Source organism: Porphyromonas vaginalis, from assembly GCF_958301595.1.
Lineage (GTDB): Bacteria > Bacteroidota > Bacteroidia > Bacteroidales > Porphyromonadaceae > Porphyromonas > Porphyromonas vaginalis.
This window is the reverse complement of record NZ_CATQJU010000001.1, coordinates 338270-351758: the sequence shown is the minus strand read 5'-3', so window position 1 is coordinate 351758 and position 13489 is coordinate 338270. Positions and strand designations below refer to the sequence as shown.

The 13489-nt window shown below is 53.3% G+C and carries 15 protein-coding genes; 4 read left to right on the top strand and 11 right to left on the bottom strand.

From position 1 onward, the window contains the following. Nucleotides 1–145: 145 nt before the first annotated feature. Nucleotides 146–1306, bottom strand: coding sequence for a sensor histidine kinase (locus Q2J34_RS01395; RefSeq protein ID WP_298889054.1), 1161 nt, complete (start codon nt 1304–1306; stop codon nt 146–148). A gap of 107 nt (nt 1307–1413) precedes the next feature. On the opposite strand from Q2J34_RS01395, the gene Q2J34_RS01390 reads away from it, so the two are divergent. From Q2J34_RS01390 to Q2J34_RS01380, 3 genes are read left to right on the top strand one after another with little or no spacing between them, the layout of a single operon-like run. Further along, complete coding sequence (locus Q2J34_RS01390) at nt 1414–2031, top strand: TetR/AcrR family transcriptional regulator (protein WP_298889052.1); 618 nt, start codon at nt 1414–1416, stop codon at nt 2029–2031. A gap of 5 nt (nt 2032–2036) precedes the next feature. After that, entirely contained in the window at nt 2037–2786 is a 750-nt protein-coding gene (gene fabG, locus Q2J34_RS01385) for a 3-oxoacyl-[acyl-carrier-protein] reductase (protein ID WP_298889050.1), read from the top strand. Between the two features lie 19 nt (nt 2787–2805). Further along, nucleotides 2806–3492 carry an RluA family pseudouridine synthase gene (locus Q2J34_RS01380; protein ID WP_298889048.1) on the top strand — a complete coding sequence of 229 codons (687 nt, stop codon included), beginning with the start codon at nt 2806–2808 and terminating at the stop codon, nt 3490–3492. Nucleotides 3493–3614: 122 nt separating this feature from the next. On the opposite strand, the gene Q2J34_RS01375 is transcribed toward Q2J34_RS01380, so the two are convergent. From Q2J34_RS01375 to Q2J34_RS01330, 10 genes are all read right to left on the bottom strand, one after another. After that, nucleotides 3615–4040 (bottom strand): DUF695 domain-containing protein, encoded by a 426-nt coding sequence (locus Q2J34_RS01375; RefSeq protein ID WP_013760930.1) that lies wholly within the window; start codon nt 4038–4040, stop codon nt 3615–3617. 7 nt (nt 4041–4047) lie between these two features. After that, the gene (locus Q2J34_RS01370) at nt 4048–4686 is read right to left on the bottom strand and encodes a cytidylate kinase-like family protein (protein WP_298889046.1); all 639 of its coding nucleotides are present in this window, start codon (nt 4684–4686) and stop codon (nt 4048–4050) included. 46 nt (nt 4687–4732) lie between these two features. Next, nucleotides 4733–5212: a cytidine deaminase gene (cdd, locus tag Q2J34_RS01365; RefSeq protein ID WP_298889044.1), complete on the bottom strand. Its 480-nt coding sequence runs from the start codon at nt 5210–5212 to the stop codon at nt 4733–4735. A gap of 97 nt (nt 5213–5309) precedes the next feature. Next, nucleotides 5310–6200, bottom strand: a complete 891-nt coding sequence (gene fabD, locus Q2J34_RS01360; protein WP_298889042.1) for an ACP S-malonyltransferase — start codon at nt 6198–6200, stop codon at nt 5310–5312. 13 nt (nt 6201–6213) lie between these two features. Further along, entirely contained in the window at nt 6214–7674 is a 1461-nt protein-coding gene (locus tag Q2J34_RS01355; RefSeq protein ID WP_298889040.1) for an aminoacyl-histidine dipeptidase, read from the bottom strand. Continuing rightward, on the bottom strand, nt 7658–8722 hold the full coding sequence (locus tag Q2J34_RS01350) for a lysylphosphatidylglycerol synthase transmembrane domain-containing protein (protein WP_300969087.1): 1065 nt from the start codon (nt 8720–8722) through the stop codon (nt 7658–7660). The genes Q2J34_RS01355 and Q2J34_RS01350 overlap by 17 nt, the downstream gene beginning before the upstream one ends. Nucleotides 8723–9037: 315 nt before the next feature. Continuing rightward, the gene (locus Q2J34_RS01345; protein WP_298889037.1) at nt 9038–9313 is read right to left on the bottom strand and encodes a hypothetical protein; all 276 of its coding nucleotides are present in this window, start codon (nt 9311–9313) and stop codon (nt 9038–9040) included. A 45-nt stretch (nt 9314–9358) separates the two neighbouring features. After that, on the bottom strand, nt 9359–10006 hold the full coding sequence (locus Q2J34_RS01340; protein ID WP_300969086.1) for a C40 family peptidase: 648 nt from the start codon (nt 10004–10006) through the stop codon (nt 9359–9361). Between the two features lie 48 nt (nt 10007–10054). Beyond that, a complete protein-coding gene (locus Q2J34_RS01335) occupies nt 10055–10459 on the bottom strand; it encodes a DUF4878 domain-containing protein (protein WP_300969085.1) in 405 nt (134 codons plus the stop codon). 56 nt (nt 10460–10515) lie between these two features. After that, on the bottom strand, nt 10516–11952 hold the full coding sequence (locus Q2J34_RS01330) for an aspartate ammonia-lyase (RefSeq protein WP_300969084.1): 1437 nt from the start codon (nt 11950–11952) through the stop codon (nt 10516–10518). Nucleotides 11953–12251: 299 nt separating this feature from the next. On the opposite strand from Q2J34_RS01330, the gene Q2J34_RS01325 reads away from it, so the two are divergent. Next, a complete protein-coding gene (locus Q2J34_RS01325; protein ID WP_300969048.1) occupies nt 12252–13379 on the top strand; it encodes an ISAs1 family transposase in 1128 nt (375 codons plus the stop codon). Nucleotides 13380–13489 lie beyond the last annotated feature (110 nt).

The window sequence follows — 13489 nt, the reverse complement described above, 5'->3', positions numbered from 1 at the left end:
GTCATTGATACACTCCAGAGGTTCTCGCTCTAACCCGCTCGCTATCAGCTTAAACCGGAAAGCTCTCTTTCGGCGTTTCCACTTTTGGCCGTGTTTCGTTTCAACTTTTGGCCGAAAAGAAGGCGAGGGGGGTGGGCTAGGGGAGCTACTGCAGGGGGAGGGTGATCCGGAAGGTGGTACCGACTTGTAGCTCGGAGCGCTTGACGTAGATGCGCCCGCGGAAGTAGTGACGTATGATGCGACGTGCGAGCGATAAGCCGAGCCCCCAGCCACGCTCCTTGGTGGTGAAGCCTGGCTTGAAGATCATCCGCTGCGTGGCGCGTGTCATACCACGGCCCGTGTCGGTGATCTCGAGGTAGGCGTTCTTGCCGTGAGCCTCCGTGGTGATGGTGATCGTGCCCTTGCCGTCCATCGCGTCGACGCCGTTCTTAACGATGTTCTCCACGACCCAGCTCATGAGGTCGGGCGTGATGAGGCAGTAGAGCTCCTCGGGTGCTGGCTCAAAGACGATCTCTACCTGTCTGGAGATGCGTCGTGAGAGGTATTGCACGGAGGTGGCGACCAGTCCGTTGAGCTCTATGGGGGTGAGCTCGGGTAGGCTGCCGACTTTTTGGAAACGGTGGGCGATCAGCTCGAGGCGATTGACATCTTGGCCGATGCTCTCGATGATCTCGGGGGGGAGGTCGTAGCTCTTGAGCAGTTCGGTCCACGCCATAAGCGAGGAGATGGGCGTGCCGAGCTGGTGGGCGGTCTCCTTGCTGAGTCCGACCCATATACGGTCCTGCTCCCAGTGCAGTAGGCTACGAATGGTGAGGACGAGGATGATGATGTAGAGGATGAAGATACCTGTCTGCAGATAGGGGAAGCGTAGCAACCGCCTCAGATTACTGCTGTCGCTGTAGTAAAGGTATTGGCGCCCAGCGGTACCTAAGTCAATCTCGATGGGTGCGTAGCCAGAGCGAAAAGCTGTGAGCCGCTTCTCCAGATAGGTCGAGTCACGAGCGACCGCCACGGAGTCAATGTTTTTGTATCCTAGGATATTCCCGAGGCTGTCTGTGAGGATGAGCGGTATGGTGGTGTTTGACTCTAAGATTTGGAGGGCTAGGGCATTGAGCTGCTCGTCACTTTGGCTAGCTATGCACTCGGTTGCCTCGGCCCAGGTCTGCATCTTGAGTCGCTCCTCGTCGGCCATGCGTCTCACGAGTGGCTCCGAGAGGATGAGCGGGAGGAGTGCCACGACGAGCGCCAGCACGACAAGTAGTATATTGGTAGGCAGGGAGCCGAGTAATCTCCTGGAGGATGACATGTGGGTGAGGATTAGAATGGCGTGCGCTCGATCCCAAAGGGTACATTCGGCGCAAAGCTGTATCTTTGTAACGAATATCTCACGCTTTTATTATCGATCACGCACTTATGACCTCTACACAACACACGCGCCAGCGCATCGTCCAAATGGCTCACACGCTCTTTGTGCAGCAAGGAGTCGAGGAGACGACCATGGTCGCTATTGCAGAGGCTGTGGGGTGCAGTCGGCGCACGGTCTATACTTATTATAAGGACAAGCAGGCGCTGCTTATGGCGGTCATAGAGCGGGAGATCAGTCTGATGAGCCAGTCGCTGAGTGAGGTACTGTCTCGTCCGGGTGATGCGATTACTAAGCTGATGGTGTTGCTGGACAATCATCTGCAGCTGATCCAGAAGACGGTGCAGAGGCAGGGTGAACACAATGCGAGCTTCTTTAGCGACACTTTCAACATCGAGCGCCTTCGCCTCAAGTATGACCAGAGCGAGTACGATATGCTCAAGCGGATCCTGCAGGAGGGACACGATCGAGGAGAGCTACTTGTCCCAGATATCAACTCGACAGCCTACCTACTCCTCAAGAGCTTCAAGAGTCTGGAGGCACCTTACATCAATCGCTACCACCATGAGTATGGTAAGGAGGACTACCTACGCATCATCGCTGCGATGAAGCAACTACTCAGACAGGGACTGACCAATCATGCAAATACAAAACCTATAACTCAATAGAATCTATGAAACTACTTCAGGACAAAGTGGCTCTGATCACCGGAGCAGCACGTGGTATCGGCAAGGCGATTGCCACGAAGTATGCAGAGGCTGGATGCCATGTAGCTATTAGTGACCTCAAGGTTGCCGACGAAGCAAAGGATTACTACGCTCAGCTAGCCAAGGAGTGCGATGTCACGATACGCACCTACGAGAGCAATGCGGCAGACTTTGAGGCTGCGCATCAGCTCGTGGAGCAGATCGTCGCTGACTTTGGCAAGCTAGATGTCCTAGTCAATAATGCTGGCATCACCCGTGACGGTCTGCTCCTGCGTATGACGGAGCAGCAGTGGGATGCGGTGATCAATGTCAACTTAAAGTCCGCCTTCAATATGATCCACGCCGCAGCTCCCGTCATGATGAAGCAGCGTCAGGGTAGCATCATCAACATGGCGAGCGTCGTCGGTGTATCGGGCAATGCGGGTCAGGTGAACTACTCCGCCTCTAAGGCTGGTATGATCGCACTGGCTAAGAGCGTTGCTAAGGAGCTCGGCTCACGCGGTATCCGTGCCAACAGCATCGCTCCGGGCTTCATCGAGAGCGATATGACGGCCGTCCTCAGCGAGGAGGTGCGCAAGGAGTGGGCTAAGCAGATCCCGCTACGTCGTGGTGGCAAGCCTGAGGATGTGGCCAATGTGGCACTCTTCCTCGCGAGCGACCTCTCCTCCTACATGACAGGACAGGTGCTCTCCTGCTGCGGCGGTATGAATATGTAATACCTTAGTAAGCAGACCGATGCCTGACCTACAGATCCTCTACGAGGACAATCATCTCCTCATCGTCAATAAGCCAGCGGGGATGCTCGTACAGGGTGACAGCACGGGCGATACACCGCTCTCGGAGCTTGTCGAGCGCTATCTCATCGATAAGTACGACAAGCCTGGGCGGGCGTTCGTTGGGGTCACGCATCGTATCGATAGACCGACGTCGGGAGCGGTACTTTTTGCCAAGACTTCGAAGGCTCTGGCACGGCTCAACGCTATGTTTCAGCGACGAGAGATCCACAAAGTCTACCACGCTGTGGTCTGTGGAGCTTTTCCCCAGAAAGCGGGCGAGGCTAAGGATCTGCTCTATCGCAATCGCAAGCAAAACAAGAGCTACGTCGTGACGGAGCCTCACGCTGAGGCTAAGCGCGCCTGGCTTACCTACGAGCGTCTCGCCGTGGGCGACCGCTACAGTCTGCTGGCCGTGACGCTACATACGGGGCGGCATCATCAGATACGTACGCAGCTGAGCCACATGGGCTACCCGATCAAGGGGGACCTCAAGTATGGTGCTCCACGGAGCAACAAGGATGGTGGTATCTCGCTCCATGCGCGTATCTTAAGCTTCGAGCACCCCGTCACTCATGAGCATATAGAGGTCGTCGCGCCGTACCCTGAGGACGACGCTATTTGGTCTTTGCTGAGCCATACGAAGTAACTTAGCAAGCCGACGAGACAAAATAAAAGGAGAGTTTCACCTAGTGTGAGGCTCTCCTTTTGAGACTGTTGACTTTTGCAACAGTCTCCTTTTGCATTTGTGGATATGGGTGGTTTGTTAGGCTACGGCTGTAGCTTGTCCAGTAGCTCCTGGTAGTAGCTCCAGTCGGAGTCCTGGACTACCTCAAACTGTAGTGGCAGGAGGGGCAGCTCCGCCAGCACCTCCTCGAGACGATCGAAGAAGGGGTCGTACGTGCGGCTCACATAGAGCCACACTTTGCGCCCAGGCTCTAGGATAGAAGCTGCGAGGATCGCCATCTTGTCCCGCTCCATAGCGGTCTGTAGCAGTTCGTCGACCGCCTCTATCTGTGCGGTGTCCGTATCAGATGGCTCTATGCCCTCGCCATCAAAGGGGTAAGCGATCTCGATCACAAAGCGGTACTTGCCCGTAGCGCGAAACTCTTCCAGCTCATCACGCACATGCAGGTGAGCCGTCTGGCCAGCTTCGCTCTCGGCCAAGCCGTTGAACCAATTGTCCGTCAGTCGCATAGTGGGTTTACTTTTTGCCAATGGTCACACCACCGCAGGGAAGCTGGTAGGCGTGCGCGATGATGTCGGTACAGCAGGGCGCTCCGAAGGCTCCCGTATTGAGGCAGAGGTGGTAGTTGGTCGACTCGCCCCACTCCCTATTGGTCATCTGCTTGTAGTTCTTGCGGCGTGCTCGGTCGGACTGCTCAATGCGCTTGCGCGCTTCGTCTTCTGTCGCTTCGTCGCCTCGCTGTAGGAGCGTCTTGATACGTGCCTCGACATCGGCATAGAGGAATACGTTGAGCACGTCGTCCCGGTCTCGTAAGATGTAGTCGGCACTGCGCCCGATGATGACGCAGGGACCCTCTTCAGCTATCTTGAGGATAAAATCGTTGAGATAGCGGGTCACCGAAGGTGTCTCGACGAGTCCCGTCATAGGTACGGAGAAGAGCGCTCCGTGAGACATCGGCATGAAGTCCAGTCCCGATGTCGAGGCGTACTCGCTCTGCTCCTCGACATAGTCGGCAGCATAGCCACTCTCCTCAGCGATCATGCGGATGAGCTCCTTGTCGTAATAGGTCAAGCCGAGTTGCTCCGAGAGCTGACGCCCTATGGTGCGAGCTCCGCAGCCATACTGTCTACTGATCGTAATGATGCGATAAGCCATATACTAATGGAAAATAGGTCTCTACAAATGGTGGGCGCGCTTAGCCCTACGAGGGAATATCTGAACCATCAAAGGCAAAGGGCAAGAGGAGCCGGCAGTCGCTGATAACGATAGCTTCGTCAGGTCCGCAGAGGATTATCTCAAAGGGCTTGCCCTGTCGCTTGGCAGCCTCCATCATCACCTGTCGGCACACGCCGCAGGGGGAGATCGCCTCGACACGCTTGCCCTCTGTCTCAGCGACGATCATCATCCGCTCCACGACAGCTCCTGGGTGGTGCGCCCCGATGGCGTAGAGCGCCGTTCGCTCAGCACAGAGCGTGGGCGAGAAGGAGGCATTCTCCTGATTGCACCCCAGCACGATCTCGCCGTCCTCTAGCAGTGCCGCAGCTCCTACGTGAAAGTGACTATACGGGGCATACGACCGGCGGGTAGCCTCTACGGCAGCCTCCTCGAGACGTCCGTAAACCTCTGGCCACTCCGAGCGGGGTAGCCGCGTGTAGGGTATTAGTAACTCCTTATCGCTCATAATACTATCTACTTAGATGTCTGAATGAAAACTAGAGGACAAGCTCAACTAGATGACTAGCCGAACTTGTCCTCTCCTTAGTTCTTGCAAAGATTCATTAGATCGTTGCCAAGCTCTCACAGGTCACATCGCTTGCGATACGACCGATAAGACCTGCTAAGACTTTGCCAGGTCCTAGCTCTACGAAGTGCGTAGCACCATCGGCAACCATCGCCTCGACACTCTTCGTCCAGCGTACGGGAGCCGTAAGCTGAGCGATCAGATTGGCCTTGATCTCCTCCACATCGGTATGAGGGCGAGCGTCTACATTCTGATAGATCGGGCAGATTGGTGCGGCAAAGGTCGTTGACTCGATAGCACGCTGCAGACGCTCCTTGGCGGGCTGCATAAGAGGTGAGTGAAAAGCTCCGCCCACCTTGAGCGGTAGCGCACGCTTAGCCCCCGCAGCCTTGAGCTGCTCGCAAGCCTCAGCGATACCCTCCATAGTGCCAGAGATGACTACCTGACCCGAGCAGTTATAGTTCGCAGGGACCACCACCTGATCCGAGATACCACGGCAGATCTCCTCGATCTTTTCGTCAGGCAGTCCGATGATTGCTGCCATCGTCGAGGGGTGTGCCTCGCAAGCGGCCTGCATAGCGAGTGCACGCTCAGAGACAAGTCGCAGTGCATCTGCAAAAGGCAAGGCGCGACTCGCAACTAGTGCCGAGAACTCGCCTAGCGAGTGTCCAGCGACCATGTCTGGTGCGAAGGCCTCTCCGAGCGCCACCGTCATCGCCACAGAGTGGAGGAAGACAGCGGGCTGTGTTACCTTCGTCTGCTTGAGGTCTTCTTCAGTACCCTCAAACATGGTCTTGGTTAGGTCAAAGCCTAGCACTTCGTCCGCCTCAGCAAAGAGCTTGCGTACTGCTTCGCTCTTCGTATAGATCTCTTGACCCATACCGACGAACTGTGCGCCCTGACCTGGGAATACAAAAGCTTTTTTCATCTGTTATTATCGATTAGATTAGTTCCAAAGCACGGACGAGCATGCGGTAGCTACGCTCCACGGAGGAGATGCTTACACGCTCATCGGGTGAGTGTGGGTGCTGGATCTCAGGACCGAAGGAGATCATATCCATATCGGGCATGACACCTTGTATGATACCGCACTCGAGGCCAGCGTGCATCACCTTGACAGCAGGGTCCTTGCCGTAGATCTCCTTGGCGGCCTGACACATTACTTGCATAATGTGAGACTCAGCATTGGGCTGCCAGCCTGTATAGGAAGCGTCAAACTCTACGCGAGCATCCATCAGTAGGAAGCAACTCTCGATGCTAGAGGCGACCCACATCTTGCGTGAGTCACTTGAGGAGCGGACGAGGAAGCGGACAGAGATGTGTCCCTCGCCAGCCTGTACCTGAGCTAGGTTCGACGAAGCCTCTACCGTGTCGGGGAACTCAGAGAGCATCGAGATGACACCATTCTGACAAGCATTCAGCGCATGGATCAGCGCGTCTTGTATCTCGTCGGGGAGGATCGTCTTAGGACGGTCACAACGCTCTAGAGAGACGGTGATGTGGTTCTCTATCCCAGCAAACTCCTTATTAAATAGCTCCTCGTAGTCGGATACCAGCTCCCAGAGTGCCTCGGTGTCGTCCTCCTTGACAGATAGCAGAGCGACCGCCTCACGAGGTATCGCATTGCGCATGTTACCGCCATCGATCTCAGCTACTAGAGCACCGCACTGCGAGACGGCTTCCTTGAGGAGACGCGCCATCAGCTTATTGGCATTGGCACGACCGAGGTGTATGTCCACACCGCTGTGTCCACCCTTGAGCCCCTTGATCGTGAGGCGTACGCCTATCTCGTCCTCGTCAGGCTCGTGGTTGTCTTGGTACTCTAGAGAGACGTTGACATCGATACCACCAGCACAACCGACGAAGAGGTCGCCCTCCACCTCGGAGTCTATATTAAGGAGAATGTCCCCCTTGCTAAAGCCAGGCTTAAGGCCGTTGGCACCGTCCATGCCGACCTCCTCATCAATGGTGAAAAGCGCCTCGATGGGGCCATGCTTGAGCGTGTCATCGGCGAGTACTGCTAGAGAGAAGGCGACTCCCATACCGTTGTCCGCACCGAGTGTCGTGCCATCGGCCGTGATCCAGTCGCCCTCTTGCATCGTTTGGATAGGATCGGTCTCGAAGTTGTGTACCTTGTCCGAGTTCTTCTGAGGTACCATATCTAGGTGTCCCTGTAGGGTAGCTACGGGGCGATCCTCTAGTCCTGGCGTGGCTGGCTTACGGATCAACACGTTGCCCACCTCATCTACATGGGTCTCTAGCCCTAGTCGCTTACCCTCGGCAACGACATACTCCCTAACAGCCTGACAGTGGCCTGTGGGGCGGGGTATCTGTGTGAGATCATAGAAATAGCCCCATAGTGTGGAGGGGGCGAGCTTTTGGTAGTCAGCTTTGTTCATCATAGCTTATTCTCTTTATTTTTGAAGTGTCTTCTAGTGAGGAGGCACGTTTGTAGTGTCTATTGACTATTGGTAAGGCAAATATAGCAATAATCCCCGTAATAATGGTCCAGAGCGTCTGTACAGCATGTACAATCAAAGCAAAGAGCCCCGCTTCCGCCTCGCTCACACCAAAGGCTGTCAGCGATATAATCACCGCATAGTGCCACGGGCCGACACCTGCCGGCGTGGGGATAGCGATCATCAGTGTGGAGAGAACAAAGGAGGCAAAAGCGACCCGATGACCCAGCTCAGCCGTGAAGGCAAAAGCTCCAAATGTAAGGTAGAAGAAGTAGTAGTAAAAGAGCCATAGGAGTATCGTAAGTGCGATAAACTGACTCCAGGCGCGCCATCCTCTCAGGGTCGAAGCGGCTTGCAGTACAGAGCGAAGCTTCTCTCGTATACGCTGTATGAAGCGACTCTTTCTGAAGCGATAGAGAACCAGCAGGATGACGAGGAGTGAAACGCCTGCTATCAGCCAAGCCGTGGTGTAGTCTGACGAAAAGAGGTCGCCTAAGTTATCGCCGAGCGATAAGCCCTGAGCAGCTAAGATCTGCGATATAGTCCCTGGCTGAAACAGCATCATAGCCACGAAGAGAGCTAGGACAACGACCATATCTGAGAGACGATCCACTAGGAGCGTGCCGACCGTTGCCGAGAGCGTATAGTCCTCTCGTTGCTTCATCTCGGTACAGCGCCATACCTCGCCAGCACGAGGTATGACAAAGTTGACCGCATAGCTCCCGATCGTGATCAAGATCGGATTGATGGGTCGTGCCGGGGGGGTGTATAGCGGTCGCATCTGGAGGTGCCAGCGATAGCCTCGCGTGGCATTGCCCAGGAGTCCCATAGGTAGTGACAAGAGGAGATACTCGTAGCGCACGCCATGCTGCAATAAGCGTAGCGTGTCTGCGAGCTCTAGATGGCGATAGAGGTACAACAGTATCGCTAGCCCTATGAGGAGTGGCAAGAAGTTCTTCAGCCACCATTGCCAGGAGTGTCTCGTCTTCACACTCCAAAAGTACGAAAATTAGAGATTAGAGGTTAGAGACTAGAGGTTAGAGGTTAGAGATTAGATGTTAGAGGCTAGAGTCTAGAGTCTAGAGACTAGTTCTCTAGTGGCACTAGTGTCCCTAGTGACATTAGTGTCCCTAGCGGCACTAGTAGCTCTAGCCAATAGCCAACAGCTAACAGCTAACAGCCAGCATCCAATAGCCAACATCCAACAGCAAAGGTCACCTAACCCTCATAAAGAGGACTAGGTGACCTTCGTAAAGTTTGGTTGCTTAGGTTATCTCAGATTGCGATGATCTAGAGAAGTTGGTGTTTACTTCTTGATCTGATCAGCAGTCTCCTGAGCCTTGTCAGCAGCGTCCTGAGCAGCCTCTGCGGTTGCGTCAGCAGCAGCGTTAGCCTCGTCAGCAACTACCTGAGCTGCATCCTGAGCTGCGTTCTGTAGATCCTGAGCAGCTGCGTCAAGATTCTCCTGAGCGTTCTCAACATTCTGCTCAGCATTCTGAGCGTCCTGATTCTGGTTCTCCTTGTTGCAAGAAACAAGGCTTAGAGCTGCAACAGCAGCTACAAGTACAAATACCTTCTTCATATTAGCTTTAGTATAAGTGATTAGTAACTGGTGCAAAGGTACGCATTATTTTTGAATGTGCAAGGGGTTGACTGTTTTGATTAAATCATCGAGCGTATAATATGTGTAGGGGATCGCTACATTGTGCCCTGTCGGCTGTACCTGATATGCGGGGAGCTCAGTGGCGCAGTAAGCGAGTGCGACAAACTCAGTGCAGTAGAGCGTGGTCGTATCCCTGAGGTCAAAGTGCGAGTCAAACCTCTTGGGGTACTGCCCCCCAGGGCGATGCAGTGCTATGTATGCTCTCATCTTCTGCAAGCCTAAGCTGTCTAGTGCGAGAGCTGGATAGATAGCCACCGCTTCCGACTCCATCACGAAGCTGTCTAGCGACTGACGGAAGATACCGTCAGCACCGAGCGAGCTATCCTGATAGGCGTGCCATACGACCCAGCGTTGACCCGTGGAGTCGTAGTCGATGATCCCGCAGTGGCTGTAGCGTTGCCCCTCGGAGGCTATCTTGCTAAAGAAGGTCGAGAGCATCCCCTCACCACGACGCAGTATGAGACTACCAGGCCGCAGAGATGTTGTATCGATAGCGATGGTCTCTCGCTCGTGGTGTGCAGAGCAAGCGGCAGCTCCACATAATATAAGCCCCAAGAGCAGTAGACGGAGAGACCTCGCTAGCTCTTGGGGCTTGTGATAGATAGACTTCATCTAGAGATTAAGTCTAGAGTGCGCGTGCCTGAGTGGCAGTTGCTTCGGTTACTTCATAGGTACTTCGACGACCTTCCACTCGTTGTCCACCTTGGTGAGGAGCACCTTCTGATTGATAGTGTCTGGCTTGTCTGAAGGCTCGATGGTCTCTACATAGCAGATGACCGTGTCCTGTTGCTGCTCCGTGCGGGTGATACGGCTCGTGATCTTAGCTCTCGCTGCCTTTGCCTCTTCAGAGTCGTCAGACTTTTCGGAGTCAAAGTACTCAACAAGCCCCACATAAGCCTTAGCCTGCTCCGATGCCGTGTAGCTACGAGCCTTGTCGTAGTCGCTAGCGTTGAGAGCATTGACAAAGTCCATGGTGACTCGCTCTGCCTTTTTCGTAGGACTAGAGCAAGCAGCAAACGCCAGCATGCTGACGAGTGCAAAGCTGATTAAAGCTAATCTCTTCATAATATATATGGTCTAAAAGGTTAGTAGTCCCTATTTCCTATTACAGTCTAAGGAGCTTACAGTTGCTTCTTAGGCTTGATGTGATCGAGCTTCGAGGGCTGGGTCATGTGCTTGGGATCCATCACCTCGTCGAGATCTTTCTTGTCTAGGATGCCATGCTCTAGGACTAGCTCGTAGATACCCTTGCCCGTCTCAAGAGCCTCCTTGGCAATCTTGGTCGAGTTCTTGTAACCAATGATCGGGTTGAGTGCGGTGACAATCGTGATCGATGCCTCAATCTGCTGGCGGCAACGCTCCTCGTTGGGCGTGATGCCAGTGATACAACGCTCGATGAGGGTTGTGATACCACGCATCATCAGGTCTGAGCTCTCGAAGCAGCACTGAGCCATGACGGGCTCCATAGCGTTGAGCTCCATCTGAGCAGCATCGCCAGCCATCAGGACAGTCGTATCGTTACCCATCACCTTGTAGCATACCTGGCTCATTACCTCGGGGATAACGGGGTTCACCTTACCAGGCATTATTGAGGAGCCTGGCTGCATAGCGGGTACGTTGAACTCGCCGATACCAGCTCTAGGACCAGAAGAGAGGAGACGGATATCGTTGCAGATCTTATTGATCTTGACAGCGATGCGACGTAGTGCAGATGAGTAGCCGATCATCACAGAGGTGTCGCTCGTAGCACCGACGAGGTCAGCGCTCAGCTTGACGGGCCAACCAGTGATTTCTGACAAAGCCTTGACACAAGCCTCTGCATAGCCAGGCTCTGAGGCGATGCCGGTACCGATGGCGGTAGCACCCATATTGACCGTTAGGAACTCCTCGCAGGCGCTCTTGAGTCTTGGCAACTCATCCTCCAGGATAGAAGCGAAGCCGTGGAAGGTCTGTCCCAGCGTCATAGGCACAGCGTCCTGTAGCTGCGTACGTCCGATCTTGAGGACGTGCTTCATCTCCTCAGCCTTGGCACGAAGTGCTGCTACGAGCTGCTCGACATGCTTGTACACCTCTAGCCCCTTGGGGTATAGCCCTAGGTGGATAGCTGTGGGGTAGGCGTCGTTGGTCGACTGTGAAGCGTTGACTCCATCATTGGGAGCGAGGTACTTGTACTCGCCTGGCTTGTGTCCCATCTTCTGGAGGGCAATGTTGCAGATCACCTCGTTGGCTGCCATATTGGTTGTCGTACCAGCACCACCCTGGATCATATCCACTGCAAAAGCATCGTGATGCTTGCCAGCAAGTAGCTCCTTGCAGGCGAAGACGATAGCCTCGTACTGCTCATCGGTCAGGATGCCCTCGCTGTGGTTGGCGACAGCTGCACCCCACTTGGTGTAAGCGAGTCCCTGGATGAAGTAAGGGTACTGGCTTAGCTTGAAGTTGCTAATCTGAAAGTTTTCCATACCGCGTAGCGTCTGCACCCCATAGAGTGCGTCTGCGGGTAGTTGGCGATCGCCTAGCAGGTCGCCCTCGGTTCTCATTTGCTTATTAGCCGTCATATCTATATAGTTGTATTATCTGTATTTCGCTGTGAAGGTCGGTCACCGAAGCGTGACTGTACAATCCGTTTGGCAAAGATACCTCTTTATTTTCTTATTGCGACTATTGAGATCTAAGAATCCAGGGCTGACGCATTATAAATGAAAAGCTGATTTTGGCGTTGAGGGCAGAATGAAGAGCCTAAAAAGAGAACTCAATATAGCCTCAAAAACTCTTTGATTTTCCCTCAAAAAGGCTTGTCTATGTCATAAACTTTTCGTACCTTTATAGCTGATAATCAATACTATATACAGATAATATGAGTATATTCAATCACCTTCTAATGGTCGAAGATCCACGCATAAATCGATGCAAAAAGTTCCCCTTAGGGTACATCCTCACAACTGTATTCACGGCTACTATCTCTGGCTGCTCCTCTTGGTATGAAATAGAAGACTACGCAGAAGAGTACAAAGATGATCTAGAGGCTCTATATGAGCGTATATCAGGAGAGTCGAGCTCTTGGGGAGTCCCCTCTCACGACACGCTCAATCGCGCCATCAGTCTTCTTGATCCCAAGCAGATAGAGCAAGTCTACAAAGCCTTTCTAGAGGAAAGCTTTGAGATAACAACTGGCAAGCACATCTGTCTAGATGGTAAGACGATGAGAGGCGTTAAGAAGCTAGACTTTGATGCCGACAGCCATTGCGTTACAGCCTTTGACCCCAACCAGCAAGCCTCATTGGCTCAGGTATATATCTCCACTAAGTCGAACGAAATCAATGCCATCAAAGAGATCCTCAAGGCTCTAGATCTACGAGACACCGTCATCACCATTGACGCTATCGGCACTCAGACCGAGATCGCAAAGGCAGTGGTTGAAAAAGAGGGCGACTACATACTCCAAGTTAAAGATAATCAGAAGCTAACGAAGGAAGAGGTGCAAAGTTTCTTTTGTCCCCTCTACGATGCTCACATAGTGCATCAAGAACAGAAAGACTTTGGTCATGGGCGAATAGAAACACGTACGATGAGTAGCATCGTAGACCCTTTATCTCTAGACCCAGACTCGACTTTAGACAAATGGGACGGGCTCAAAAGTATCCATATGATGACAAGAGTACGGACGGACAAGAAGACAGATAAGTCCACCAGCGAGACCACCTTCTATATCTCTAGCCTGACAGACGGGACAGAAGTTTTCAAGTTGATCCGTGAGCATTGGGCTGTGGAAAACAAGCTTCACTATATGCTGGATATGCTTTTCAGAGAGGACTACTCTACCAAGAGAACCCGCAATGCCGCTCAGAACATGAACATTATAAATAAGATAAACCTGACTATCATTCAACGGCTTAAAGACAAGCTCAAAGCCACATCAACGCTGCGCCTGAGGAAAAAGCTCGCACGTATGACTCCAGAGGAAATCTTCGAAATGGAATTATAATGCGTCAGCCCTGTCTAAGAATCAGGGCTGACGCCAATAGTGTCCTAAACGTTTTTTGCGGGCGATGGGTGTAAGATAGCTGTCAAGCGGGTCAATCGCCCCTTGACATT

Excerpts from the sequence above, each read along its gene's own strand:
- Q2J34_RS01395 (WP_298889054.1), bottom strand. The coding sequence starts at position 1,306 with ATGTCATCCTCCAGGAGATTACTCGGCTCCCTGCCTACCAATATACTA.
- Q2J34_RS01390 (WP_298889052.1), top strand. The coding sequence starts at position 1,414 with ATGACCTCTACACAACACACGCGCCAGCGCATCGTCCAAATGGCTCAC.
- fabG (WP_298889050.1), top strand. The coding sequence starts at position 2,037 with ATGAAACTACTTCAGGACAAAGTGGCTCTGATCACCGGAGCAGCACGT.
- Q2J34_RS01380 (WP_298889048.1), top strand. The coding sequence starts at position 2,806 with ATGCCTGACCTACAGATCCTCTACGAGGACAATCATCTCCTCATCGTC.
- Q2J34_RS01375 (WP_013760930.1), bottom strand. The coding sequence starts at position 4,040 with ATGCGACTGACGGACAATTGGTTCAACGGCTTGGCCGAGAGCGAAGCT.
- Q2J34_RS01370 (WP_298889046.1), bottom strand. The coding sequence starts at position 4,686 with ATGGCTTATCGCATCATTACGATCAGTAGACAGTATGGCTGCGGAGCT.
- cdd (WP_298889044.1), bottom strand. The coding sequence starts at position 5,212 with ATGAGCGATAAGGAGTTACTAATACCCTACACGCGGCTACCCCGCTCG.
- fabD (WP_298889042.1), bottom strand. The coding sequence starts at position 6,200 with ATGAAAAAAGCTTTTGTATTCCCAGGTCAGGGCGCACAGTTCGTCGGT.
- Q2J34_RS01355 (WP_298889040.1), bottom strand. The coding sequence starts at position 7,674 with ATGATGAACAAAGCTGACTACCAAAAGCTCGCCCCCTCCACACTATGG.
- Q2J34_RS01345 (WP_298889037.1), bottom strand. The coding sequence starts at position 9,313 with ATGAAGAAGGTATTTGTACTTGTAGCTGCTGTTGCAGCTCTAAGCCTT.
- Q2J34_RS01340 (WP_300969086.1), bottom strand. The coding sequence starts at position 10,006 with ATGAAGTCTATCTATCACAAGCCCCAAGAGCTAGCGAGGTCTCTCCGT.
- Q2J34_RS01335 (WP_300969085.1), bottom strand. The coding sequence starts at position 10,459 with ATGAAGAGATTAGCTTTAATCAGCTTTGCACTCGTCAGCATGCTGGCG.
- Q2J34_RS01330 (WP_300969084.1), bottom strand. The coding sequence starts at position 11,952 with ATGACGGCTAATAAGCAAATGAGAACCGAGGGCGACCTGCTAGGCGAT.
- Q2J34_RS01325 (WP_300969048.1), top strand. The coding sequence starts at position 12,252 with ATGAGTATATTCAATCACCTTCTAATGGTCGAAGATCCACGCATAAAT.